Here is a 26,071-nt window from a genome sequence, read left to right as displayed (position 1 = left end):
ATTTTATTTCTCCCCTAAAGCTTTTTTGATGATACTTGACTCATTTGATATCCTGTTTTCCAGAGCATTAAGGTCTTTGACATATTTTTCCATTGTGTCCGCAACGCTCTTCATCTGCATTGCAACTTTACTGATGCTTTCGCAGGCAGCTGCATTTTTCGCATAGATATCTTTTATCTTATCTTCATTGGTTTCCTGTAATGTAAGGCTCTGATTAACAACTTTGGACAGGTTCGAGAATGCATTGCCCATGGAATTATTGAGCTCAGTAACAAAAGAATCCACAACTCTCTCCATCTGTTCCATCTGGCTTCTGGTGGTCATCCTTGTGTACTTGTCCAAAATACTGTCGAAATGTTCAAATTCCGGTTCCAAAATTTCTTTTATCTCAGTTGAAAACTTATTTGCAAAGGTATCGGAAAGTCCCATAAGAGCCTTAGTCTGTGCAATTTGAAGTTCAAGCATTCTGTTGACACCATCTACTGTAGTATCCGGCAGAACATATTTTTTATATGCGCCAAGAAAAGAACTAACAGCATTCTCCGCATCATCAAGCCTTCTCTTATATACATAATTAAATACAAGTGAAAAGACCATGCCATAAATGGAAGTATGAAATGCCACTTTAATTCCGTTCATGAGTGGTTCAATGCTTCCTGTGATCTCTGCAGTTGTACCTGTATTAAAATTCTCAAGTCCCAGGGACAGTCCCACGAAAGTTCCTAAAATTCCAAGTCCCGTCATAACTCCCGCAACCTGATTCATACGCTCTCTGTGAATAGCGTCATCTATCATGTCATACCCTATATAATCTTCAATATCACATTTATAATATGTTTTTTCATTATGGACTATTCTATCAAGCTCATGTTTGTAATCCTTGTACTGCTTTAAGAGCCTCTTATCGTGGAACAGTTCTTCTTTGTCTTTATTATAAATTGCCCACAGATATTCATGCGCATGAAGAGCATCTTCCTCGATCTTTGCTGTAACCCTGCTTAAGTCCGAGGTAATCGACATAGTTGGCAAAAGCGCGCTAAATGCGCAGGATGTCAGAATCGCACCCACTAGCACAAGCATTGTAATATTGACTATCAGATTTGCAAGGCTCCCTGCCTGATTTTTGGAAAAGAACTGCAGATAAACACACACGCCGCTCATAGCGATGTATGTCAAAAGAATCAGAATCTCATATTTCCTTGTACGCCCCATTATACTTTTCCTTCCCTTCGTTTCTTTCGTTTTTGTTTTGAGTTGTAACAACTCAATTCTATTATCCTACAAAAACCATAAATAGAGAATATAAAAACTAATTTTTGATAGTTCGGAATTTCCTATGAAGCAAAAAAGAAATGCCTGATAGTTCGAGGCATTTCTTTTTTTATCCCAGATTATGATAATCCGGACTCTATATTCAGTTGTAAAAACATTTCAATTCTTTACTTTACTACTTTCTTAATATTTATTCATTTTTTCCACTGATTTTTTCATATGCGTCAATTACTTTTTCACTGTCAAAGTTCGAAACACTGATCTCATTTGTTTCCTTTAATAGAGCCTCAATCCTTCTTACTAACTCTTCAAATTCAGCATTGCCTTGATTTTCCATATCAATACCCCCATTTCCTTTTTATCTATAAAATCAACAATCTGATTTCATATCTCCCTCGATACCCTATTATAACAATATACCGCTTAGAATAAAACATTTTTATTACGGAACATCGCAATTTCCGCAGCACTTGCCCCAATAATTGATTGGCAGCTTTGCCACATTTCTATTACAATACTCTCTGAAAATAAAGAAATACGAGGTTTTACTGTTTAAATGATTTTTGTCAGAGATAAAAAGTTCTATAAGACACTAATTGCATTTGCGCTTCCGATCGCTCTTCAGCAACTTATCACTGTCGGTGTAAACATGGCAGATAACATAATGCTGGGGCAGCTTGGCGAAGCTCCCATGAGCGGCGCAACACTTGCCAACAATTTCATAAGCATTTTCCAGATCATGTGTATGGGCCTTGGCATGGGAGCAAGCGTCCTTGTGAGCAGATTTTTCGGAATGAAAGACAAGATCAGCATGAAAAAAGCTGTAAACATCATGTTTAGGCTACTCTTTCTCGTAGCTTCTGCATTTGCGCTTGCTACAGCTCTTTTCCCGGCTAAGATCATGGGCCTGTTCACAACTGAAAGTGACGTTATTATAAAGGGAACAGGATATCTTCTTATATCCATCCCCTGCTATTATCTAAATGGTTTTGCTATGACTTCCAGCATAATGCTAAGAAGCGTCGGCAAAGCAAATATCCCATTATTATCAAGCATCTGCTCTTTCTTCATTAATATCTTTTTTAACTGGGTATTTATCTTCGGTAAACTTGGAGCCCCCGAAATGGGCGTTAATGGCGCAGCCCTTGGAACCTTGATAGCAAGAATCGTAGAATTTACCGTTATTATGGGATTTCTTTTCTTTGTTGATAAGAATATTGAACTTAGATTAAAAGACCTGTCAATACCCGTAAAAGACCTGATTCCGGAATACATCAGAATTTCCATCCCTGTCCTGGTTTCCGATACACTGCTTGGTCTTGGAAACAGCGCAGTTGCTGTAATCATGGGACATATCGGAGCAAGCTTCGTGGCAGCCAATTCAATCACAACCGTAGTAATGCAACTGTCTACCGTTGTAATCCAAGGTATATGCCAGGCAAGTTGCACCATAACAGGCATAACCCTCGGCAAAGGTGAAGTCGAAAAAGCCAAACAACAGGGATATACCTTCGCCGCCCTTGGATTTATTATCGGCGGCTTCGGATGCGCTCTAATCCTTTTACTCTCAAACATAATTGTTGACGCTTACAAGATTGAACCTGAAACAGCAGTCCTTGCCAAAGATCTGATGCATGCAGTAGCCCTTGTCATCTGGTTTCAGGCAGCCAACAGCATCCTTACAAAAGGAACCCTTCGCGGCGGCGGAGATACCAAATTCCTCATGGTAGCAGACATTATCTTTCTATGGGTATGCAGCATTCCACTCGGTGCCCTCACAGGCCTCGTACTCAAATGGCCCGGCTTCTGGGTTTACATCATGCTCAAGATTGACCAGTTCATCAAATGCATAGTCTGCGTCATCCGCCTCCGCAGTGGCAAATGGATCAAAAAAATCCAACGCAAAGACGTTGCATAACGAAGTACCCAATCTAAAATAAAACCCTGAAGAAACTTGTTCTTATATTACTTGCTGCATTTCATAGACAGCCCCGCCGCGCAGACGAACACAAACATTTCCAAATTGCCACCCTCGCGGCGGGGCGTCATGAAAGTCTACAACCTATCCTTGTCAAACCTCCTCCGGCAGCGTCATTGCCGTATACAACGATGCCGAAAGCCCGTAATCCTCCATTATCTCTATGAACTTCTTCGCATAGAATTCCGACATCTTATTAAAGATAAAGCTCAATATAAACTCCCCATTGAACTCAATCATGTCAACCTTCGCAATCCCACCTTCCCTAATCGTAAACTGCTTTAACACATCACTATACGCGTTAAGCCCCGACCTTGCTGCATAACTAAATACAAAAGTCTGAATATTCTTTATCTTAAAACTCTGGAACATTCCATTCACAACACTGTAAGCATCTTTCGTCTGTGCTTTCATCATTGCCCTGGCTTCCTGTGCGTTTTCAGTAAAATTGTCTTTCCCAAGTTTCTTGCCCGGAATTCCAATTCTTGCCTCATATACACAGTTTTTCATACTGAATTCAGCATCAAAAAGCTTTCTTGTATCCACCATCATATTGGCAGAAACATGCTTTTCATTATCATGGAACAATCTCTGGAACATCTCAGCAAGCAATAAATACGCTGCAATGGCAGGAGTTGTACCTTTCTCCTTTGCAAATTTCACGAAGGCCTCTGCATCAGTCTTAACCTCAGCATATTCGCCTGTCTCAATAAATTCATCGTCGGACTTCTGAATCTTAAGCGCAGGCTTTGTAAAATCATCAAAACTGTATGAAGTATCAATAAGAGAATAATCAAAGGCGATATTCTTATAATTAAATACCGGTCCGTTTCCTTCTTTACCCTTGGCAACATTTGGCGCCTCTCTGTCGCCGTAAAGAGCTGACAGATACCGGTACATGACAGCCTCTGAAAAACTCAGCATGCCCTTCCCGTCTGCAATGGTATGACTAAATGTAAACATGATATAATTTTCATCATAGGCAATAGCAAATCCGTGGAAATTTGCGCTTTCATAACCTGGTCTTACAGGCGCAGAACCTTTCTTTATCACGATTGGAAGATCATCTTCTGCCAAGAAAACTTTTTCATTCTTGTAATAATATGTCCAATCCAGGTCAACCACAGCTGCATAGCGCATCCATGGGAAGTATTCAAGAACTTCTTCCACAGATTTCTTTAAAACATCTTCGTTTACATTTTCTTTAAGCTCAAATGTAAAGCAAGGATGATTTCTTCTTACTCTCTCATATCTCTCAAGATATATTCCCGCATCATAAGGCTCAACACGCTTAAAATCGTCAGATTTTACATATTCATGCTCAGGTTTGTACTTCTTATTTACCACTTCTTTTTGCTGAGCCCAGAAAGAAATGGATGTATACTTATCCCTGTCATCATCGCAGTCCATAAATCTGTCATGATCCTGGCAGAAAAGATATTTGGCAAAATCAGCCTTGTCGCCGTAATACTCTTCAAAAATCTTATTTATGGACTCATCATGCAAAACAGCATCTCTACCTACTGCTTTATAGCATACAGATACAAAAGAGGATTCCAGACCATCCAAAATAAAGTCGATAGCTCTTTCGCCGTCCTCTTTATGTTCCACAAAATAAGGGATGTCCTTAAGTTCATTTTCCATAGCCTTAACAGCCTGAAACTGTGACCTTAAGCCGCGTTCAAGCATAGACATATTTCTTTTCCCTCTTGAAAGAGATTCGTTTGAAAGCCTGTAGATATACCAGCTTCCAGGAAGGACAACGTATCTGTCAGCTTTGAACATCGCTCCAAAGCAGAATATCTGATCTTCTGCAAGACGCATGTGGTTAAAGGAAAGATTTTTTTCCTTAAGAAAGCTCTTCTTAAAAAGCTTATTCCAGATATTCCACATATAATGGTAGCCAATCCAGTTATCAAGCCGCTTTCCAAAGTCATTATCAAGAAGTGTCACTTTGTCTATAGGACTTACTACATCAGCCCTCACCTTGAGCATCTGATCTTCAGTCAGTTCCATCAGATCATCAGGCATATCCTCAATTATTGGATATACCACTCCCATGGCATGCAACACATCTGCATTCATCAGCTTTGCTGTGGTATACATGCTCTTAAGGGCATCAGGCAGCATAGCATCATCACTGTCAGCAAAAGCTATATATTCGCCTCTTGCCAGCTCAATTCCTCTATTTCTCGCAGCTGCAGGACCGCCGTTCTTTTCCTGGTCAATAAGCTGAACTCTTGGATTATCGCCGTATTTTGCCCGGCAAACCTCCATACTGTTGTCAGTTGAGCAGTCATTAACCACAATGACCTCTACATTCTCAAGTGTCTGATTTAAAATACTATCGACACATCCTGTAATATACTGGGCTGCATTATAAAGGGGTATGATAACTGATACGTAGAACATTATACTTCCTCCATTAGCTTTCTCACCGTAGTGTAGTAATATGGAATCGAATGTCTCTCAAGGACTTTTAAAAGTGCCAAAAGAACCTTCTCACTTTCATCATCAAATAGAATATTTATTGTAAAACAATCGTTGATCACCGCATAATCTATCTTCCTGGTACCGCTCTCGGTAAGTACAAAATCGGAAATATACTCTCCAATAAACTCAATTCCACTTCTGTTATAAACATAGCTCATCAAAAAAGTGGGTGGAACATAGTTATAGCCATTGAAATGCTTGTAATTTATACACTCCTTTGTGGTCTGACACTTAAGCTGCTGTCTTACCTTTGCCGCATTTTCTTCAAAGTTCTTTTCCTTTAATTCCTCTCTTGAAATCAGAACTCTTGCAATCGACAAGGAATTCTTAATAGTGTTTTCAACCCCAAGAGCCTTCCGGGTATCTACCATAACATCTGCGGACATAACCCCATCTTTATCAGAATCCGGATAAAGATCTGCAAGCGCCTCGGAAAACAGGAGGAATAATGCGGTTGTAGGACTTGTATTGTTTTTCCTGGCAAAACCAATGAAACTATCCTTATCAAATCTCACCTGGGATATAACGCCAACATCTTCCTCAACCTTCCCAATGAATGGGAGTTCATAGCTCTTTTCATAGAGCTGATTTATGTCAAAATCGATAGTCGCCGCATCCTTATCAAAAACTGCATCCTCAAAAAATTCCGGACTGTTTTTGGTAAAGATGAATGGAACCTCTTTAATTCCTCCCTTGATCTTATCGAAATAAAACCAAAGAAGTGTCTCAGCAAACATCGTTGCTCCCTTTGCATCACAGAGCACATGCGCAAACGTCACAAAGAGCTGATCCGTAGTGAAATTGATAGTTAAAAGAGGTCCGTCTTCTCTGTCAACTACAGGTCTTACTATTTTTTTGCCATAGGAAATCGGTGGTTTTGCCCCATTTTCCACGAAGAAGTACTTTCCTTCTTTTTCAAGTATGCTGTAGCTCATATAGGGAAAAACTTCAAGTGCCTTATCAAGAGCATAACGCAGCGTATTTTCATCGATCTGCTCTTTTAATCTGTAGATAAGAGATATGTGATTACGCCTTGTTTTTTCAAATGGCATGAGGCGATTTCCAAGAATATTCTCACCAACAATCTTCATAGTTTAATCCCAATCATTCTTCTTTTCAGTGTTCTTATCACTCTCAAGGCTCTGTCTTTTTCTTTCTCTCCAGAACTCAACGGAATTCACCATTCCAATAAGGTCAGGCGCCTCTTCTCTTCTATCCTGCCCCTGGTAAAAGAGATATTCTGCCATATATGAGTTTTCGCCAAAATATTCCTCAAAAATCTGGCGGATAACCCCACTATTCTTGATAGCATCTTTTCCCAGTTCCTGATAGCATACTGCAACGAATGCTTTCTCAATAACATCTAAGATGTAATCTGTTGCCAGCATGCGCTTATCCGGATTTTGTTCAAAGAAATCGATATCCTCAGTAACCTTTTTCATTGCAGGAATGCAGTCAAACATGGATTTGAAGTATTTCTGCATATGCTCAGGCTTTTTAACTCCTCTTGAAAGGGATTCATTGGCAATCCTGTATATATAGTAATTACCCGGATTTATAACATATCTTGTAGCATGGAACAGTGCGCTGAAGCAGAAAACCTGATCCTCTGCTATCTTCATATCAACAAATGTTATGTCATATTTCTCAAGGAAATCCTTTTTAAACAGCTTATTCCAGACATTCCAGTGATACTTATGAAGTAAATACTTCTCAAGTCTGTCATTTAAGTCATTTTCAAGCATAACAGGCTCTTTTGGTAAATCTCCCCTGTCAGTATCGCCAAAATAAATCTCATCATCATTTAGCTTCGTAAGATCCTTAGGAATATCATCAACCACAGGGTAAACAGCTCCTGTCATATGCACTACTTCTGCATCATATTTAAGAGCTGCATCGTACATGGCTTTATATGCACCTTCTCTTACGGCATCATCACTATCTGCAAAAGAAATATATTCTCCCCTTGCGCATTTCATGCCCTTGTTTCTTGCGGCTCCCGGTCCGCCATTTTTTTCCTGCTGAATTATCTGAACCTGGTCATTTCCCTTGTATTTTTCACTTACATACTCAAAACTTCCATCAGTAGACCTGTCATCAACTACGACAACTTCAAGTTCACCGGGCATCTGACGAATTATGCTGTCAATACTGTACTCAACAAATTCTTTTGCATTATACATGGGCATGATTACTGAAATTTTGTACATATTTCCTCCTTTTTCACCCTGCCTGGGCAAACTGCGACTTATAAAGATCTGCATAGAATCCGTCAGCTTTTAGCAGCTGCTCATGGTTACCCTGTTCTATGATATCGCCATCCTTCATAACAAGGATAAGATCTGCATTTCTGATAGTCGACAACCTGTGAGCAATGATAAAACTTGTTCTTCCTTCCATGAGATGATCCATTGCTTCCTGAATAAGAAGTTCTGTTCTTGTATCAACCGAGGATGTAGCTTCATCAAGTATCATTATCTTTCTATCAGATAAAATCGCTCTGGCGATGGTTATAAGCTGTTTTTGTCCCTGAGAGAGATTATCTGCCTCTTCACTTATCTCCATATTGTAACCGCCCGGCAAAGCTTTTATAAAGCCATGGGCTCTGGCAGCTTTGGCAGCCTCTATTACTTCCTCATCTGTCGCATCTATTCTTCCGTACCTGATGTTCTCCATGATAGTTCCGTTAAAGAGCCAGGTCTCCTGAAGGACCATTCCTATAGCCTGCCTGAACTTCCTCCTGTCATATTCCTTGAGGTCAAATCCATCAAGAAGAATCTTGCCCTTATTGACATCATAGAAGCGCATCAACAATTTAATAACAGTTGTTTTTCCTGCTCCTGTAGGGCCTACAATGGCAATCTTCTGTCCGGGCTTAACCTCAGATGAGAAGTTGTTGATGATTATCTTTGCCGGGTCATAGCCAAAAGAAATACCTTCAAAGGAAACACTTCCCTTGATATCCGAAGCAGCAACCGGACTTTCATGTTCAATATCTTCATCCTCTTCTTCAAGGAATTCAAAGATTCTGTCAGAAGCGGCGGCCATAGCCTGTAACTGGTTCACAACCTCTGCAATCTGCTGAATTGGCTGTGTAAAGTTCTTTACATACTGAATAAACGCCTGTACATCGCCGATTGTAAGAGTTCCTGAAACCACCAGGGCACAGCTTATGATAGCTACTCCAACATATCCAAGATTTCCCACAAAATTCATGATAGGAACCATGGTTGCAGCCATAAACTGGCTCTTCCAGCCCGCGGAGTAGAGGATATCATTCTTTTCCTTAAAATCAGAAATAATGTCTTTTTCCTTGCCAAATAATCTTATGACCTGCTGTCCGGAAAAAGATTCTTCAATCTGACCATTTAACAGCCCCAGGTAATCCTGCTGGTTCTTATAATGCTTTTGAGAAACGCCCATAAGCATACCAATAAAGACAACTGATACAGGCAGTATCAGAAATGCGATACCTGTAAGAAGCGGTGAAATTGTAAGCATCATTATCACAATACCGATTATTGTAGTGACAGGCGTAATAATCCTTATAACGCACTGGTTAAGTCCTGTGCTTAATATGTCCACGTCATTTGTAATAAGCGAGAGTACATCTCCCACCTGCCTGCTTTCAAAATAAGATACAGGCATTCTGTTTATCTTTTCAGAAATATCTCTTCTTATGTCGAAACAAAGAGTCTGCGTCATCCCTGTGACCATATAGCTCTGAATAAAGATGAACAGACAACTTAAGATGTATAAAACAAACAGTATTATGAGAACCTTAAGTATTGCATCAAAATCAATTCCGCCCGTTCCGGCGACTTTTTTCCCAATACCTGACACAATCTCATTTACTGCCACGCCCATTATCTTTGGTCCCAGCACGCTAAACAGCGTTGAGAGTACTGATAAGAAGGCTACAACTATAAATCCTGCTTTTAGCTTGGAGGTATATCTAAGAAGCTTTGATAATGAGCCTAATACGCTTTTCTTAGGTGTCTTTTTTTCAGCCATCAGACAGCACCTCCTTTACTCATCTTTCCAAGTTCCTCATCTGACATCTGGGATCTTGCGATTTGTCTGTAAACTTCACAGCTCTTCATCAGTTCATCATGCGTGCCCTTACCCACTATCTTACCTTCATCAAGAACCAATATCTGCGTAGCATTCATAATGGTGCTGATTCTCTGGGCTACGATAAGCATAGATGAATCCTGGGTAATTTCCTTAAGAGCCTGTCTGAGGATATAATCTGTCTTCATATCAAGAGCTGAAAAACTGTCATCAAAAATATAGATTGAATGGTTTCCCGCTATAGCTCTTGCTATGGAAAGTCTCTGTTTCTGGCCTCCTGAAACATTTTTTCCGCCCTGGGAGATCATTGCATTATAGCCCTCAGGCTTCTTTTCTATAAATTCCTGCGCCTGCGCTATTCTTGCTGTTTTTTTGATATCCTCTAAAGTTGCATCCGGATTTCCAAAACGTATGTTATCTTCAATTGTTCCTGTAAAAAGAAGTCCTTTCTGCGGCACAAAACCTATCATTGAACGAAGGGCCTTCTGGGGCATCTGCCTGATATCAGTTCCGTCAATCCTTATATTTCCGGCTGTAACATCGTACAGTCTTGGAATCAGTGAAACCAGCGCAGATTTACCACTACCTGTGGAACCGATGATTGCTGTAACTTCTCCCGGATTCATGACAAAGTTTATATCATGAAGCACATCTTCATTTGCTCCCGGAAACCTGAATGATACATGATCAAACTCGACTTTCCCCTTTCTCTCGGATGCCTGTAAATCTGCCACTTTATCGCTATCTACGATAGAACATTTAGTCTCTATGACTTCTGCAATTCTGTCAGCGGAAGCAAAGGCTCTTGGAAGTGTTATACACCACATTGTAGTCAGCACAAATGCTGTAACGATGAGCACAGCATAAGTAATAAATGCCATAAGCGCACCAATCTGCATCTGTCCCAGGTCAATTCTCTTGGCAGCAACCCAGATGATGACGATTTCCATCACGTACATAACAAAATAAGTTATCGGCATCATAAAAGTGAGCGTTCTGTTTGTAAAAAGAACCACATCGCGAAGGTCACTGTTTACTGCATCAAAGCGCTTTTCCTCATTCTTTTCTCTTCCAAAAGTACGTATAACCTGTATTCCCGTCAGTAATTCTCTTGAAACGCGGTTTAAGTTATCAACTTTCTTTTGCATTATCCTCATCTTAGGAAGGGCTATTCCCATTATTATTCCCAATGTCATGAGAATAACAGCCAGCGCAACTGCTATATAAATGCCCATGTTTGCGCGGCTTAATATGACCATTATCACACCGCCAAAGCCAAGTATCGGCGCATAAATGATCATTCTAAGAAGTGTCGCTGTAGTCTGTGAAACAAGCTGGATATCATTTGTGCATCTTGTGATCAGGGATGAGCTTGAAAACTGGTCTATCTCAGAAGCAGAGAATTTCATTACGCTCTCAAAGGTCTTTTGCCTTAAGTCTCTTCCTACACCTGCTCCTACACGCGCAGCAAAAAGACCTGCCAGTACACTGTCGATTGCTGTCAGTATAGTTATAAGCATCATCATAAGGCCTTTTTTCTTGAGGTAATCCTTCTGGACCTTATTGACATCCTCTCCTGCGTTCTTCATGAGCTGTATGCAATATTTGACAATCCCTGAGCGCACAAGGGTCTCACCCATGAGTTCGAGGCTGTTTTTGGCAGTTTCCCTGTCAGTAATTGCATTTGCAGACATCATCACAGGTAAAAGAAGTTCGCTATCCATCTGCTCAAGTTCTTTTACGGAATTTAATTCTCTTGCGTAATTGCTTCCGTTTTGTTTAAAATAACGGCTAAAGATTTCTTTTTCATCATCGTTCATGTATCCCGACAGAATCCCATAATCTTCTGCAGTAATGACCGATGGCAAAATATGTTCAACACCCTGATTCTGTATTCCTACATCCACTATGTCCGATGTGTACTGTGGAAGCATAAGTTCGCCCACAGCCTGTATTACCAGCATGACAATAACAAGAGCCACATCAATCTTGTAGGGAATAATATTTTGCAATATCCGCTTCATACCTTCACCTTTTATATCCTTATGCTTTCTTTTTCCTGTTTTGGCAAAGATCTATGATAAATGCCAGAATGAATGAAGAAATAAAAACAATAGCATCAGCTAACAGGAAATACGGAACTGATACTCCCACCTCTGTGAATCCAATATGAAACAGATTAGCAACCACGATATTATAAGCTATGATAAATAATGGGTGAGCAAGATAAACCCAATAGGTCAGCGCTGAGCCCTTTCCGAAGTCTTTTTTAATTGGTAAAAGAGCTATCCCTGCAAAGAACAAAGCTCCCATTATGATATTTAGAATGTTATATGGCACCCATCCTGCAAAGATAGTGTTGATAATATTTCCGTAAGGTGTTGCCTCGTAAATAGCGAACTGTATAAGTCCGGTGGCAATTCCAAGTAAAAGGATAAGCGTACCTTTTCCCACATCTGATTTTCCTTTAACACGCTCTCTTACCACGTATCCAAGCATAAACATTCCCATGGTATTGATCGCATATCCAAGATCCCAATAAAGAACCGGAGGATTTGTCAGATTATCAATACACCCCCAGATAACAAGAATGATTGTTGCAATCGTAAAGGCTTTTTCTCCAAGCATCTCACGCATAGAAACGATGAATGGCGCCATGAGATAGATAACAATAAGGGTATACATATACCACATATGCTGAGACGGTATGCCCTTTGCCAGATTCAGGGCTCCCATCTTTACAGCGCCCATGATTCCGGCTTCTCCAAACGCTCCTACAATGTAGTAAATAGTCGGAGTAACCAGTGTATAAATGATTGAAAAAACAATTGTAGGTATGACAAGCTTTGGAAACGCTTTTTTATAAAAGTTTTTCCAGTCCTTTGTCTTTGGGGAAGCCAGCACAAATGCACCGGATGCCATTATGAAAAGAGGCACCGACCATGTGCAGAAAATTCTGAAGATAACGTAGAAATAGTAGGTAAAATCTTTTACCAGCGTGCCTGCCGTATATTGCGCCGTAAGTGCATTTAATCCGTTATTCATAACGTGAGCAGATGCAACCATGAAAGCAGCAATAATCTTTAGCAGATCCAATCCGTTTTCTCTTGTTTTCATTGTTCCCTCCTTACTTTTGATGATTTGATGGATTGTTTCTGAAATGTCTTTCTGACTATACTCAATCAGGGCTTCAATACAATTTATTTAACATTGACTTTAAAGAATTTCTCTTTTACCGGAACGTCCAGATATCTTACCGGCTTGATAATCTCAGGTACGTAACCAGTACGCCTCATTACAATATCTCTGTATAAAAGCTGCGTTTCAATCTCAAGGCCTTTAACCTTTACTTTCTCAATCTTTCCTGAATCTCTTGCTGACGCATAATCTTTGTTTATGTCGCAGAGTATCTCATCAAAAAGCTCACCCATCTTTTCAGTATCTACGTCATCCTTTGTCTCAAGATAAACTACCGGTCCTCTTATTCTTGTAGAGGCATTTCTCTCTATTCCGTATACATAATCCATGACGTCTAATCCAGTCTTTTCGATAAGCTTAAGGACTGCATCTGCAAAATCTTTTTCTGTGATATTTATTCCGCCAATGGTGACTGTCTGATCCTTTCGATAACCTTTGGTAAAATATGGAATCTCCTGCTCGACCTTATTTATTCTGACGATTTCACCGGTTCTCATCCTGTAAAGGCCTGACGCAGTTGTTATCAGGATCTCATAATCTTTTCCAGGCTCCACATCCCTTGCAAGAAGGACATCAGCATCACCTGATTTTTCTTTCTCAACAGGCGAAAATTCAACAAAAGTATTGTCTGTACTAAGTTTGAATGCCCCCTCTTCATCAGAACCTATGAGTGAACCGGCGAAGGTGTAAAGACTATGTTTTAATTCAATATCCCCGGTATATCTCTTCATGTTTTTACGATATATGGAATAAACGCCTTCTCCATCGGCAATAATTGTTGTAAGCTTATTCCATATCTTAGTAGCAACAGGCTTATCAAACCCTTGCTCAAAAATTGCCCTGAGTTCATTTGCTCTTTCAGCATCCGGTTTGCAATAGCTTTCCAGTTTTTCTCGGAGTTCACTTTCTATATCATCTCTCTGGGTGATTGTTCCCTTCTCAATGTCATTGCAAAGGTTTTTCCAGTTCTTTTCAATAAACGAGAACATTTCCATTACATCCCAGGCATTTGCTGCATATATCTGGTCAACATCACGTTCTCTTAGCGCAAACAATACCCTTGAGTAGTAAATCTTTTTTACATTATTTGGGAAAAGAATCTCAAACGGAGATGTAAAAATAGAACTAAGGGAATTTGCATTCATCCTGTTATATTCAAACAAGCCCTTAAGAACTTCACCCATGCAAGAGTTGCTGTAGGCATTGTCATTAAATTTTTCTTTTCTTGGAATGCTCACAAAAAGAGGAATGGTGATGTGTCCCTCAAGTCTCTTGATGGCGGCCTTACACAGAGGTTCAATATGCTCTCTTGTGCAGGGATAAAGCTTTCTCATTTCAAGGGAATTAGTCATGATAAGATAATCAGTTATCTTACTTGAGGTAAAGATGCCTGATTCGCCAATATTTGTCTGAAGCTTGATAAGCGGTTCATAGAAGTCATAGTTAGAAACAGGGACTCTGGCCTGATATCCCGACAAAGTGATGATATCGGAGAAACCAAATCTTTTTCCCATATCAGTGTCCTGATTGCTCATCAAAATACTTCTTAGCACCATTTGATAAGGCGAAAGAATATCATCTGTTCTTATATCGATATTTACAAGGCTGTCCCAGCCGATATTTTTGGTGTATTTTTCCGGATTTAAAATTACATCTCTCGGGAAATCAAATCTTTCTTTTACTGCTTTTTCTGAATAAATCTTAGATACCTTAAGTGGCGTCATGACACTAAGGAAAGGTTCTAGCAGCTCTTTTATCTCAATTCGCTGTTCAAGAGTTATCTCATCCGAAGATATAAGAAATCTTGCTAAAACGCAGCAAAGTCCCAAAACTATGGCATTCATATAAAAGCCATAGGAAAAGCCTGTTTCAAATACCTTCTTATAGCCTCTGGCATACGCGACAAGAGTATCACCGCTCTTTCCTTTAGACTGCACAAGGGATCCTCCATTGATAAAATAGTGATATCCGATCAACTGAGGAAGATAGCATATTTTTTCAGCATGTCCATAGCATTCCAGATTAAAAAGATAATCTTCCGCAAAAGGAACTGTCTCATCAAATTTAATTCCATTTGACTTCAGGAATTCTCTGGAATAGATACGGGATGTAACCATGCCACATATTCCGCTGAACATCTTCTCATCGTCCCAATGATCCTTATCTACGATGATTTCTTCTCTTGTCTGATCCCATAAAACAATTTCAGTGATAGGTATGGAATCCGGTGTCTCAAGCTCATATTCACGCCTGAACCACGCTATCTGAGACGCTGTTCTCTTTATGTGGTACAGTACTTTTTTAAGGCACTGCGGTGTAAACTGATCGTCGCCATCAAGGAATGAAATATATGGCGCGGTTGCCAGTTCAAGGCCTCTGTTTCTGGGGCTGGATGGCGTATGAATATTATTATCAAGAGGCTCTATCCTGACATTGCTGTATTCATCAAGCATTTCATGAATAGCGTCATGGTACTTTTTATCAGAATTATGTACAACTATGATCCATTCAATCTTCTCAAAACCGATTGTTTGAGCCTTTACAGACTCTATTCCTCTTTTAAATACATCTATATCAACGTTATGAAAGGGAGTAATTACAGATACTTCATATGCCATAGCTATTCTCCTTTTTCTAAAAAGTAGTCCTTAAAGCACTTACTCGATATCGATAATATCCGAGAAACCTGTATCTTCGAATATTTCCTTGATTGACTCATTGGCATTTATTACCTTAACGTTGTCATATCCTTTATCCTCAAGTGTCTGCTGTGCCACAAGAACCGTACGAAGTCCTGCAGAAGAAATGTACTCAAGCTCTTCAAAATCAAGAATAAGTCCTGTTTTATCCTCAATAGCATCTTGCAATTCATCAGAAAAATCTGAAGCAGTGAGAGCATCAAGTCTTCCTTCAAGTGTTACTGTCAAGATTCCGTCTTCGGAACTCATCTGAGTATTAAGCATTGTTCATCCTCCGTAAAAAATGCAATATAATTCCTATTATCAATCGATACATTAGTAATAATATTTTACATTCATACCCGATTAATTATCGATAAAATAAATATAAAATATTTGTTAATATGTATACTTATGTATCGTCTTCATAGCATCACTCTAACTCTAAGCATAAATGCATTTACTATTACGCAAAACAACCTCTGGCAGCTATAAGCCACCAGAGGTTGTTAGAACCGTATAATTTGTATTTGTTCGATTAATTTATCACCATCTTATCCCATGAATCAGAAGGCACAAGACCAATATAGGTTTTCCCCTTATTTACAGTTATTTCCTGTCCTGCTGCATTGTAATAGTGTGTCATTCCCGTTTCGCTTGCTTTTGACCATGTAATAGGAATAGCCTTGCCATTTGTAATGTAGTATCCCTTATCTGTTCCAATTACGTTATAAGTAAGATAACCATTCTTATCAAGCTGGGTGAATGATACATTCTGCAAGATTACATTCTTAAATGAGAGTACCTGGTCATCTTCAGCATCCTGATGAAGTGAGCCGTATTCGTAGTAATCATAAGTTCTTGTAGCTGCATTAAAGACCAGTTTGCTGCTATTATGTGTAAATACGCTTGCAAGATCAACATTATTTGCAACTACATCTGAAATAAGGTCTGTGTCTGCAGCATTGAACACAAAATGTGTTCCTCTCTCAGGTGCCTGAACGTAACTTGTAGAAATGTTTGCTTTATTGAATCTTTTAACAAGTTCGCTTCCAAACACATACTCTGTAAATTCTGTTGGCTTTCCGTTCTTTACTCTGGTAAATCCGCCACTAATATGTGTTGCATAAGGCTGTGCCAGATAAGTCTTGATATAGAATGGACCTCCATCATGAATAAGTACAGCATTGTATTCGTCAGACAGAATTACATTTGTAGTTCTTGTACTTCTGATGCTTCCTGTCTGCTGTAGATTAGCCCAATCTTTGTATAAACACATAAGTCTTGTCACTCTGCCATTAGCAGTGCTGTTCATCATCTCATATACAATATCTGCCTCGCCTGTACCGTAATGTTTAAGCGCTTTCTTTTCATTATCAACCATGATTGCTACCGGTCTTTGATTTGCAATAGAATCATCTATATCCAGACCTGTCAGTTCATTAGTTGCGGCAAATACAGTTGTTGAGAGCATAAAAGCGCTGATAACCCCCGCTGCCATCGCAATAACACTTTTTAATTTCATCCCCGTTCCTCCTGGTAATTCATTTTTTTAACACAACAAAAATATTATACTATATTTTCTGTTTTTCCCTATCAGGAATTTATTTTTTTGTTTTATCGTGTTCTTTTATAAGAGCATCATGAATAGCTTTAGCAATTACTTCGTCCGGAGCCCTCTTTAAGGCCTCTTCTTTCGGACTTTTCTTAATCTTTATCTCTTTTTTCCCGGATTCTTTCTGTGAATGTTTTTCCATAAACAATTCCTCTTGCTATTCTCTTATACAAGCTATCTGCAACCAAACCAATAGAAGTCGACTTACGTCGAAAAGCTTGGCCGGCTCCTGAATCATATTCTCACGAAAGCCACAGAAAATGCGTGTTTCTGTAATTACACTCCCAGATCAATACTGATATGGCTTCCATCTTTCTTCTTTTCAACACGAATCTGTTGTGGAATATTCTCCATAAGTTCTTCCCTGTGGCTGATTATTCCGACCAGTTTATTAGCCCCTGAAAGGTTTATGAGTATATCCATAGCGCCATCGATAGATTTCCTATCCAGTGTACCAAATCCCTCATCAATAAACAGCGCATCCATCTGGATTCCACCAAGATTTGAAGAAACCGTGTCTGAAAGTCCAAGTGCAAGGCTAAGAGACGCTTTAAAACTCTCTCCACCTGAAAGATTTCCAACCGGCCTCCTGTGGCCCGTATAATTATCGAGCACTTCAAGATCAAGGAAGTTATTACTCTTTTTCCCTAAAGAATCCGCCTGCCTGAACAACTCATACTGCCCATCGCTCATTGGTAAAAGACGTCTGTTCGCAGCAGCGATTATACCGTCAAAGCCCGCAGCCTGGATATACTGCTCAAGAGTTATCTTGCCGTTACCTGTTGTTCCCTTTACAAGGTTATATAGGCGTGTACATATTCCGTTCTCTTTTCTTGCCTTTTCAAGTTCATCCTGTCTTGAGCGGATATTCTCCATTTTCTCTGTATTATTTCTTATCCTGTTTTCGAGATTATTCGCCCTTTTTCTGACCGTTTCAACAACTGCACTTTGAGAATCACAAAGCGATTTTATCTCTTCTTCATCAACCATTTTCTTGCCTTCAGCATCCTTTTGAGCCTGCAAAAGCTGTACTTCGTTTGTATTTAATGATTGATTAAAATCGATAATTGTCTTTTCATTTGAAGATATATCTTTTTCAGGCACTACAAATTCCAATGCCTCATCAATATCCCGGAATTCAGTCTCTTTTACTATATTATCGAGATTGTGGGCTATTGATTCTTCATCACTTTGCTGCTGATTTAATGTAAATTCAAGTGTTTTAACTGCAGATTGATGTTTAGCTACTAACTGGTCAGTATTAGCTTTTTCTTCCGTCGCTTCCTGAATCTTTCCGTCAATTCGTTTCACTTCACCTGAAAGTCTGTCTTTTTCTTCTTTTGCAAGCTTCCAGTTTTCAAAGCTTAAATTATCAAGTGATTTTAATAAGGCTATACATTCTACTTTTTTACTGCTAACAGCCTCTTTTTCCTTCAAAAGACTTTCTTTCCTGGATTTCAATGCATCCGTTTCTTTACCCTGTGCTATTTCAAGGCTCTTTTCATCTTCCTCCAACTTCATACAGTCTTTTTGGATGGCTATCTGAGTTTTACTATTCTCATCAAGCTTACCTTTTACCTGTAATCTTGCATCCTGCGCCATAGCCACTAGTTCATCAAGTGACACAGCCTGACAATCAAATGAAAGAAGATCATTTTCAAGGCAGTCAAGTGTAGCTACCCTCATTTGTTCCTCAAATTGCTCAAGGGAGCTTTTGGCCTTTTCCGCCAGGGTATTTTTATCTGCTTTTTCCTCTCTGAAACGTTCCTCTTCTTTTTGAAGAATCTTAAATTCATCCTCTGATATTGATTCATCTGGCAGCATAGCAAGCTCAGGGTGATGTGTCGACCCGCATACAGGGCACTTTTGTCCTTCTTCAAGGTTCTTTGCCAGTATGCCTGCTCTGCATCCATCTAAAATCTTCTCAGCTTGCATTCGCTTTGCAGACATCTCTTCATATTTTTCAAAAGCTTTTTGAAAAGCCTTTTGTTTCTTTTGTAAAAGAGCTATCTTTTCTTCTCTTTCCGGAACCATTTGCATCAAAACTGTTTCCAGCGCTGTTCTTAAATCACTCAATTTTTCGAATTCAGACTCATTTTTAATAAGCTCAGCCGGCCTGTCTTTAAGCGTGGAAATCTGATTTTTAAGCTCATCTATGCGTTTTTGAAGCTCAGTTTCACAGACATTTATATTATTCTCTTCTTCAGAAATCCCTATTTCTGACTTTTCAAGATTTATTAGCTCTGTTCTGAGCTTTTCCCTTTGCTGGTATTTAGGCGCTTCATCCGTAATCTTATCAATCTGTTTTTTTAGTTCTTCGGATTCAGGAGCATGTTTTTGCGCTTCTATTACTTTTGCCTGCGCTTCTTTTGAATCCTTCGTTGATTTTTCAAACAGCTCTTTTTCTTTTTTTAGCTGTTCTTCGTTCTTTAATATTTCTCTTTTTTTACTTTGCAAAGCTGCATATATTGGATTAACTTCTCTCGTAGCTTTTCGCTGCCTCTCAATCAGTCTTTCCAGCTTTTTGAAATTTCCCTTCTCCGAATCAAGTTTCTCTTTTTCATCTTGAAGTTGTGCTAAACGCCTTATGAATTTATTATTAGTTTCCGCAGTTGCAAGTTCTTTTTTATATTCTTCAAGTTTTCTTTCAACTTCATTTATTTCATTCTGAAGTTGATCTAAATTATTCACATCATCCTCTACAACCCTATTTATGATTTCAAGGATTTCTTCAAGATTCCATGCGCTTGAAGACCTGCGTGCTTTTTCCTGCAGATTGGTGAGTTCTTCAGATAAACTGCTATCAGCTTCTGCTGATACATCGCAAAAATATTGGATAATACTGTCTTCTGTCTTAGTCTTTATCTTATAGCTGTTATCCATGCGATCTTTGAGTTTGTACTCGATGCTTTTATATCCATTTGTCATGAAAATTGTTCTGAGTATTTCAGTTCTCTGCTCAGTCTTTGCGTTTAACAGATTCCAGAATTCTCCCTGTGCGATCATTGCAATCTGCTTAAACTGTTTATCATCAATATGCAAAAGCTCTTTTACCGCGTTATTAACCTGCGTAATGCCTTCAATTGGAGTTTCGCCTTCAGTATAAAGAATTGCCTTCTCTTTTTCGGTTATGACGCCTTCTCCGCGCTGTTTTCTTCTCTCATAGGCGGGCTGTCGCCATACGTGATATTCTTTTCCCTGATGAGAAAAATAAAAATCAACGAAGCTATCGTCTGAATCCTTTGCATACTCACTTCTGAGGTTTTTGGTATCACGAAAAACACCGCTTGTTGTACCGTAAAGCGCAAAACAAACAGCGTCAAAAATTGTGGTCTTTCCGGCTCCTGTATCGCCAGAAATCAGAAATAACCCCTTATCCTCAAATTTTTCAAAGTCGATTTCAGGCATTTTCCCTGCATATGGTCCAAAAGCACTTATAATAAGTTTAATTGGTTTCATTTGCTACACCTGCCTCTCGAGCCGCCATTCGCATTATTTCCATTTCTTCTTCACTGATTTCGCAACCGTAGACCATCCTGTAAAAATCTCCAATAAGCTCGGAAAATGACTTATTCTCAGCAATTCTAGATATATCTACCTGCTCAATCTGTCTTGTATGAGAATTATCATAATCAATTTTTACAGTATTTGGATATATTTGCTGGAATATACCCATCGCATCATTCACAATATCTTCATCTGTGAGAGTCGCATAGATAAAATCTTCCGGTGACTTAACATTTTCTTTTGCCAAAAGATCTTTAATATTGCCCCTGATATGCCTCATTTCGCGCATTGGCTTTAATGGCACGAGTTCAATCTTAACTTTTTCTTTGCCATTTACAGTTATTATAGGAACGGATTTCTCATTATTTGCTTCACTTAACGAATATTTGAGCAGAGATCCGGAGTATCTGACCTCATCTCTTCCCACTCTCTGAGGCGAATGGATATGCCCAAGTGCGACATAATCGAATTTGTCGAAACAGTCATAACTTATTTTCTCAACAAGACCAACACTCTGTGTTCCTGCTGATTCTGAACCGCCAAGAGCAGGATCATCGCCCTTTCCTGCCACAAACTGATGGGCCACCAGTATATTACACTCTTGTTCGTCTATTTCCGAATTATCTATTATTGTTCGGACCGCATCATCATACGTCTCAATCTTAGCTTCCGGATAATAGTGTTTTACCTGAGAAGCCTTTACGAAGGGCAAAAGATATATATTTGCAATTTCAGTTTCTTTTTTTAAAGTCTGTTTATGTAATTTGCCATCAAATATTGCTGATATATAAATACTATTAGAGGAAAAAAGCGAGCTTCCAAAATTCAGACGATCATCCGAATCATGATTTCCACTGATTATATATGTGCTTATCTTTTTTTCGGAAAGTCTGCTCAAAAACCAGTCTAAAAGATTTGTTGCTGCCTCACTCGGTACTGCTTTATCATATATATCACCAGCCATCAATAGTGCATCAACGTTCTCTTTATCAATAAGTTCCAATATCTCATTCAAGATATATTTCTGGTCCTGTATAAGATCAAAATCACCCAGGGATTTCCCAAGGTGCAGATCACCTAAATGTATGAATTTCACAGTTTTCCCCTCCGATTAACAATTACTTTTGAGATGGCAATGTTGTTTGCAGAAGCTTCATATTTCCTTTTACTTCAAAACATCCTGTGCCTGCAGAAATGAATACTGAATCACCTTTTTTTACCGAATATTCTTCATTTTCTGAGCAAACTAGTCCTTCACCGTCTACTATCAAAAGACTGACAAATGAGCTTGTATCTGCATTATACGTATATATTTCTCCGTCATTTATTTCGATGTTATCAACACAGAAATACTCGCAGTTAACCAGATGTTCGTCATTTGATCTGTACTTAACCGGCTTCTCAATCTTTGTTACATCCAGTGACTGCTGTATATGGAGCTGTCTTGGCTTTCCATCAGCTCCGACTCTTCCGTAATCATATATTCTGTAGGTCACATTGGAACTTTGCTGTATTTCTGCGACAAGAATTCCGGCTCCTATTGAATGAAGCGTCCCCGGTGTTATAAAAATAACATCGCCCGGGTTAACATATTCTTTATGCAAAACTTCTGTAAGCGTATTTTCTCTGATTCTCTGCTCAAATTCTTCTTTTGAGATTTCTTTATCAAAGCCCTGGTACAAGAAAGCATCTTTTTCCGCTTCAAGTACATACCACATTTCTGTTTTTCCATACTGATTTTCATGTTCAAGCGCATATTCGTCATCAGGATGCACCTGAATAGACAGTGATTTTTTTGCATCGATCAGCTTGATCAGGATAGGAAATTCCTCGTATTTCTTGCAGTTTTCTCCAAGCATGTCATTTCCATTCTTCTCAATCACTTCTGCCAATGTCATTCCTTTAAAGGTGCCATTAGAAATAATAGATTGCCCATCTTTATGGCAGGAAAGGCTCCAAGCCTCTGCACATATATCTCCCTCAAAATCAACATTATATTTTTCAACCAATTTATGGCCGCCCCATAAATAATCTTTACATATTGGTTTCAGTATAAATATGCTCATTTTTTCTCCTTATATAACCTATCTATCATATATAATCTTCATTTATTTTCTTCTTCAGCGTGCACTGATTATACATGAATTATCTTATTTTTACCAGTGTGCCATTCTTTATTATTTAAATCAACTATTTCATGGTACATTGCAGATTATACTGTAGATTTTCCGTAAATCTGATTATTGACCTGCTTTAAATAATAGTTGAACTTCATCACCTACGTAATATGGGCTACTTTTGTTTGCAATGCTGTACTAGTATTTCTATATGTTTTTTGTTATACTTTTATGCCGTATCTTTTTTGATATTTAATTTTGTACATTTTAATCATGTTCTTTGTACTCATTAAATTTTATGTTTTCATTTTTAATTATAGAAAGGATTTTATATGGCAAAAGAAAACAAAATGGGTGTTATGCCTATTAAACAACTGATAATTTCAATGTCTCTTCCAATGATGATCTCAATGCTGGTGCAAGCTCTTTATAATGTCGTTGACAGTATCTTCGTTGCTAAAATAAGCGAAAATGCACTCACTGCTGTTACTCTTGCTTTTCCTATGCAGAACTTGATGATTGCCCTTGGTTCAGGTACCGGCGTAGGAATAAATGCACTTTTATCAAGATCTCTGGGTGAAAAGAAATTTGAAAACTCTGACAGTGCAGCTAACAATGGTCTTTTTCTTACATTTTTAAACTTCATTGTCTTTTTGGTTATTGGTTTGTTTTTCACCGGAGCATTCATCAAAACACAGACAAATATTGATGAAATCATCGCTTATGGAACAGAATATCTCACTATTATTTGTTGTCTTTCATTTGGTATTTTTTATCAGATTACCTTTGAACGACTTCTTCAGTCTACCGGTAAAACCATTTTTAGTATGATTTCCCAGGCTACAGGTGCCATTATCAATATTATTTTCGATCCACTTCTTATTTTCGGCATTGGTCCATTCCCTGCCCTTGGAGTAGCAGGTGCAGCTTATGCAACTGTTCTTGGTCAGGTTGTTGCTGCTATGATTGGTCTGTTTTGTAATATTAAGTTCAACAATGAGATTAATATATCCTTAAAACGCATTTTAAAGCCCTCTAAGAAGACTATTTTTGATATTTACTATGTAGGTGTGCCTTCAATCTTAATGATGTCTATAGGCTCTATAATGACTTATTTAATGAACCTGATTTTAGGTTCATTCTCATCAACAGCTACTGCTGTATTTGGAGTTTATTTCAAGCTTCAAAGTTTCTTCTTTATGCCTGTATTTGGACTTAATAATGGTATCATTCCTGTACTTGCATACAATTACGGCGCACGTAACAAACAGCGTATTAAAGAAGCTTTGCGCTTTGCACTTTTGCTTGCTGTTTCAATTATGGTTGTAGGAACTGTTTGTTTCTTAACTATTCCTGCATTTTTGCTTTCATTATTTAATGCCTCAGAAGATATGGTTTCTATAGGTATTCCGGCACTTAGAATAATCAGCCTTTCATTCCCTCTTGCCGGTGTTTGTATTGCAATGGGATCGATTTTCCAGGCTTTCTCAAAAAGCTTTTTCTCACTCATTGTTTCAGTTGGAAGACAGCTTGTTGTTCTTATTCCTGCTGCATGGCTCTTGTCTCAGACTGGCGTTTTAAGCAATGTTTGGTGGGCTTTCCCTATTGCAGAGATAGCATCCTTGTGCCTATCAACATTCTTTTTCAAAAAATTGTACACTAGCACTGTTTCAACAATGTAATTATTGTTTAGATATTTGATATATTGCCTTCTTTTTATTTAGTTCACTAAAAAAAGCTATATTTTTTGCACTTTTTCGCACCTAGGTTATTGTATTGTGCAGAAAATGGGAGTAAAATTTTACGTGGTAGTAAAAAATACTCAATTTGAGGGAGGTAATTACAATGAATAAGACAGAACTTGTTGATGCTATTGCAAAGGAAACTGGTCTTTCTAAGAAAGATTCTGAAAAAGCTGTTAAGGCTTTCACAGATGCTGTTTCTAAGGAGCTTAAGAAAAAAGGTAAAGTTCAGCTTGTTGGTTTCGGTACATTCGAGACTGCAAAAAGAGCTGCCAGAACAGGTAAGAATCCTCAGACTGGCGATGCTATTAAGATTCCTGCAGCTACAGTTCCTAAATTTAAGGCTGGTAAAGCTCTTAAAGATGCTGTTAACGGCAAAAAGAAATAATTATATAAAAATGCCCTTGAAGCCAATAACTTCAAGGGTTTTTTTATTATCTTCTTTCTCTTAATCTTTCTTCTAATTCTTTATGAGCCTGATATATATCCATATTTATTCTCATATCCTGCTCAATTAGATTTCTGATATATTTTGTAGCGGACATATTTGCTGCTTTTGCCATATGCTCTACATAATCCCTATATCCTCTAATATCAAGCAAAAGAAATTTATCTTTTTCATATCTGCTGTCTTTCTTGGAAGCATCCTTTGAAGGAGTCTTCTTTTCTTTGTATTCAGGCATAGTCTGCTTTGGCATTACTACATTCTGATTGTACATATTAGAAGATTCATTTCTATAAATCTGCTGTTCCATTCTCATGGGCTCAGCTATTTGCTGTGTATATACTGGTCTTTGCTGGTATTGCTGATTCGGAATCTGTTGCATATATTGCTGATACTGAGGCTGCATCATCTGTTCATTCATAGGCTGTTGGTATTGGATTTCTTGCTGTACTGGCTGAACATATTGCAAATTAGGATTCATTACCGGCTGCTGATGAATTGTTGGCATTTGCTGCATCACATCATTCTGAATTTGTGTTTGAACCTTTTCTTCAGCAATAATCTGAGAATTATTCACTACTGTTTCTTCTGAAATATTCTGTTCAGGAGTTGAAATAACATTGTTGTTTGTATAAGAATTATTATTTTCTACAGGTTTAATCTCAGATTCTTCCTCTTTTTCTTCAACAATTTCTTCCTTAACTGTATTTTCCTGAATATCCTCTTCCTTAACATCTACATCAGTGATTACTTCTTCTGTTGTAGAAACCTGCTCAACTACTTCTTCCTTTTTAGGCTCTTCTTTTACAACTTCGGATGTTTTATCTTCTGCTTTCACTTCTTCTACTTTTTGCTCTTCTTGCGCGCCCGACAATGGCTGCATTCCCTGAAAGAGTCCTCTGGATGTCTTATTTACGCCAGTCTTCAGTTTACTTGCTTTGCTTGGCATTTA

At 38.5% G+C, this 26,071-nt stretch carries 19 protein-coding genes; 3 read left to right on the top strand and 16 right to left on the bottom strand.

What is annotated here, in order from left to right; all coding sequences use genetic code 11:
- Positions 1 to 3: 3 nt before the first annotated feature.
- Entirely contained in the window at positions 4 to 1,212 is a 1,209-nt protein-coding gene (locus tag BM086_RS16525) for a MotA/TolQ/ExbB proton channel family protein (protein ID WP_092329681.1), read from the bottom strand.
- Between the two features lie 250 nt (positions 1,213 to 1,462).
- Positions 1,463 to 1,609, bottom strand: a complete 147-nt coding sequence (locus tag BM086_RS21080; RefSeq protein ID WP_175560336.1) for a hypothetical protein — start codon at positions 1,607 to 1,609, stop codon at positions 1,463 to 1,465.
- Positions 1,610 to 1,828: 219 nt separating this feature from the next.
- Between BM086_RS21080 and BM086_RS16520 the strand changes: the two genes are divergently transcribed.
- Positions 1,829 to 3,190 (top strand): MATE family efflux transporter, encoded by a 1,362-nt coding sequence (locus tag BM086_RS16520; RefSeq protein WP_092329678.1) that lies wholly within the window; start codon positions 1,829 to 1,831, stop codon positions 3,188 to 3,190.
- A 153-nt stretch (positions 3,191 to 3,343) separates the two neighbouring features.
- On the opposite strand, the gene BM086_RS16515 is transcribed toward BM086_RS16520, so the two are convergent.
- The 13 genes from BM086_RS16515 to BM086_RS16460 form a co-directional block, all read right to left on the bottom strand.
- Positions 3,344 to 5,662 (bottom strand): glycosyltransferase family 2 protein, encoded by a 2,319-nt coding sequence (locus BM086_RS16515; RefSeq protein ID WP_092329675.1) that lies wholly within the window; start codon positions 5,660 to 5,662, stop codon positions 3,344 to 3,346.
- The gene (locus BM086_RS16510; protein ID WP_092329672.1) at positions 5,662 to 6,834 is read right to left on the bottom strand and encodes a hypothetical protein; all 1,173 of its coding nucleotides are present in this window, start codon (positions 6,832 to 6,834) and stop codon (positions 5,662 to 5,664) included. Before BM086_RS16510 ends, BM086_RS16515 begins: the two co-directional genes overlap by 1 nt.
- A gap of 3 nt (positions 6,835 to 6,837) precedes the next feature.
- The gene (locus BM086_RS16505; protein ID WP_175560335.1) at positions 6,838 to 7,953 is read right to left on the bottom strand and encodes a glycosyltransferase family 2 protein; all 1,116 of its coding nucleotides are present in this window, start codon (positions 7,951 to 7,953) and stop codon (positions 6,838 to 6,840) included.
- Positions 7,954 to 7,966: 13 nt separating this feature from the next.
- Entirely contained in the window at positions 7,967 to 9,757 is a 1,791-nt protein-coding gene (locus tag BM086_RS16500; RefSeq protein ID WP_092329666.1) for an ABC transporter ATP-binding protein, read from the bottom strand.
- Entirely contained in the window at positions 9,757 to 11,841 is a 2,085-nt protein-coding gene (locus tag BM086_RS16495) for an ABC transporter ATP-binding protein (protein WP_092329663.1), read from the bottom strand. Before BM086_RS16495 ends, BM086_RS16500 begins: the two co-directional genes overlap by 1 nt.
- A gap of 19 nt (positions 11,842 to 11,860) precedes the next feature.
- On the bottom strand, positions 11,861 to 12,934 hold the full coding sequence (locus tag BM086_RS16490) for an acyltransferase (RefSeq protein ID WP_092329660.1): 1,074 nt from the start codon (positions 12,932 to 12,934) through the stop codon (positions 11,861 to 11,863).
- 83 nt (positions 12,935 to 13,017) lie between these two features.
- The gene (locus tag BM086_RS16485; RefSeq protein ID WP_092329658.1) at positions 13,018 to 15,633 is read right to left on the bottom strand and encodes a GH3 family domain-containing protein; all 2,616 of its coding nucleotides are present in this window, start codon (positions 15,631 to 15,633) and stop codon (positions 13,018 to 13,020) included.
- Positions 15,634 to 15,672: 39 nt separating this feature from the next.
- Positions 15,673 to 15,978: an STAS domain-containing protein gene (locus BM086_RS16480; protein ID WP_242952246.1), complete on the bottom strand. Its 306-nt coding sequence runs from the start codon at positions 15,976 to 15,978 to the stop codon at positions 15,673 to 15,675.
- 253 nt (positions 15,979 to 16,231) lie between these two features.
- Positions 16,232 to 17,218: a DUF3048 domain-containing protein gene (locus tag BM086_RS16475; RefSeq protein ID WP_092329656.1), complete on the bottom strand. Its 987-nt coding sequence runs from the start codon at positions 17,216 to 17,218 to the stop codon at positions 16,232 to 16,234.
- Between the two features lie 79 nt (positions 17,219 to 17,297).
- Positions 17,298 to 17,450, bottom strand: a complete 153-nt coding sequence (locus BM086_RS21075) for a hypothetical protein (protein WP_175560334.1) — start codon at positions 17,448 to 17,450, stop codon at positions 17,298 to 17,300.
- 134 nt (positions 17,451 to 17,584) lie between these two features.
- Entirely contained in the window at positions 17,585 to 20,767 is a 3,183-nt protein-coding gene (locus BM086_RS16470) for an AAA family ATPase (RefSeq protein WP_092329654.1), read from the bottom strand.
- A complete protein-coding gene (locus BM086_RS16465; RefSeq protein WP_092329652.1) occupies positions 20,754 to 21,911 on the bottom strand; it encodes an exonuclease SbcCD subunit D in 1,158 nt (385 codons plus the stop codon). The genes BM086_RS16470 and BM086_RS16465 overlap by 14 nt, the downstream gene beginning before the upstream one ends.
- Before the next feature lie 22 nt (positions 21,912 to 21,933).
- On the bottom strand, positions 21,934 to 22,881 hold the full coding sequence (locus BM086_RS16460; protein ID WP_092329650.1) for a type I phosphomannose isomerase catalytic subunit: 948 nt from the start codon (positions 22,879 to 22,881) through the stop codon (positions 21,934 to 21,936).
- A gap of 383 nt (positions 22,882 to 23,264) precedes the next feature.
- On the opposite strand from BM086_RS16460, the gene BM086_RS16455 reads away from it, so the two are divergent.
- Together BM086_RS16455 and BM086_RS16450 are read left to right on the top strand one after the other, a co-directional pair.
- Complete coding sequence (locus BM086_RS16455) at positions 23,265 to 24,614, top strand: MATE family efflux transporter (RefSeq protein ID WP_092329648.1); 1,350 nt, start codon at positions 23,265 to 23,267, stop codon at positions 24,612 to 24,614.
- A 163-nt stretch (positions 24,615 to 24,777) separates the two neighbouring features.
- Entirely contained in the window at positions 24,778 to 25,062 is a 285-nt protein-coding gene (locus tag BM086_RS16450) for an HU family DNA-binding protein (protein WP_092329646.1), read from the top strand.
- A 46-nt stretch (positions 25,063 to 25,108) separates the two neighbouring features.
- Here the strand turns inward: BM086_RS16450 and BM086_RS16445 are convergent, their stop codons facing one another.
- On the bottom strand, positions 25,109 to 26,068 hold the full coding sequence (locus BM086_RS16445; protein ID WP_092329644.1) for a hypothetical protein: 960 nt from the start codon (positions 26,066 to 26,068) through the stop codon (positions 25,109 to 25,111).
- Positions 26,069 to 26,071 lie beyond the last annotated feature (3 nt).

Origin of the sequence: Butyrivibrio sp. YAB3001, assembly GCF_900112195.1 — a bacterium.
Lineage (GTDB): Bacteria > Bacillota > Clostridia > Lachnospirales > Lachnospiraceae > Butyrivibrio.
This window is presented reverse-complemented; position numbering and strand designations above follow the sequence as displayed.

Coding starts and splice junctions, on each gene's coding strand:
- BM086_RS16510 (WP_092329672.1), bottom strand. CDS start 6,834: ATGAAGATTGTTGGTGAGAATATTCTTGGAAATCGCCTCATGCCATTT.
- BM086_RS21075 (WP_175560334.1), bottom strand. CDS start 17,450: ATGGAAAAACATTCACAGAAAGAATCCGGGAAAAAAGAGATAAAGATT.
- BM086_RS16475 (WP_092329656.1), bottom strand. CDS start 17,218: ATGAAATTAAAAAGTGTTATTGCGATGGCAGCGGGGGTTATCAGCGCT.
- BM086_RS16450 (WP_092329646.1), top strand. CDS start 24,778: ATGAATAAGACAGAACTTGTTGATGCTATTGCAAAGGAAACTGGTCTT.
- BM086_RS16505 (WP_175560335.1), bottom strand. CDS start 7,953: ATGTACAAAATTTCAGTAATCATGCCCATGTATAATGCAAAAGAATTT.
- BM086_RS16495 (WP_092329663.1), bottom strand. CDS start 11,841: ATGAAGCGGATATTGCAAAATATTATTCCCTACAAGATTGATGTGGCT.
- BM086_RS16460 (WP_092329650.1), bottom strand. CDS start 22,881: ATGAGCATATTTATACTGAAACCAATATGTAAAGATTATTTATGGGGC.
- BM086_RS16445 (WP_092329644.1), bottom strand. CDS start 26,068: ATGCCAAGCAAAGCAAGTAAACTGAAGACTGGCGTAAATAAGACATCC.
- BM086_RS21080 (WP_175560336.1), bottom strand. CDS start 1,609: ATGGAAAATCAAGGCAATGCTGAATTTGAAGAGTTAGTAAGAAGGATT.
- BM086_RS16500 (WP_092329666.1), bottom strand. CDS start 9,757: ATGGCTGAAAAAAAGACACCTAAGAAAAGCGTATTAGGCTCATTATCA.
- BM086_RS16525 (WP_092329681.1), bottom strand. CDS start 1,212: ATGGGGCGTACAAGGAAATATGAGATTCTGATTCTTTTGACATACATC.
- BM086_RS16490 (WP_092329660.1), bottom strand. CDS start 12,934: ATGAAAACAAGAGAAAACGGATTGGATCTGCTAAAGATTATTGCTGCT.
- BM086_RS16485 (WP_092329658.1), bottom strand. CDS start 15,633: ATGGCATATGAAGTATCTGTAATTACTCCCTTTCATAACGTTGATATA.
- BM086_RS16480 (WP_242952246.1), bottom strand. CDS start 15,978: ATGCTTAATACTCAGATGAGTTCCGAAGACGGAATCTTGACAGTAACA.
- BM086_RS16455 (WP_092329648.1), top strand. CDS start 23,265: ATGGCAAAAGAAAACAAAATGGGTGTTATGCCTATTAAACAACTGATA.
- BM086_RS16515 (WP_092329675.1), bottom strand. CDS start 5,662: ATGTTCTACGTATCAGTTATCATACCCCTTTATAATGCAGCCCAGTAT.
- BM086_RS16520 (WP_092329678.1), top strand. CDS start 1,829: ATGATTTTTGTCAGAGATAAAAAGTTCTATAAGACACTAATTGCATTT.
- BM086_RS16470 (WP_092329654.1), bottom strand. CDS start 20,767: ATGAAACCAATTAAACTTATTATAAGTGCTTTTGGACCATATGCAGGG.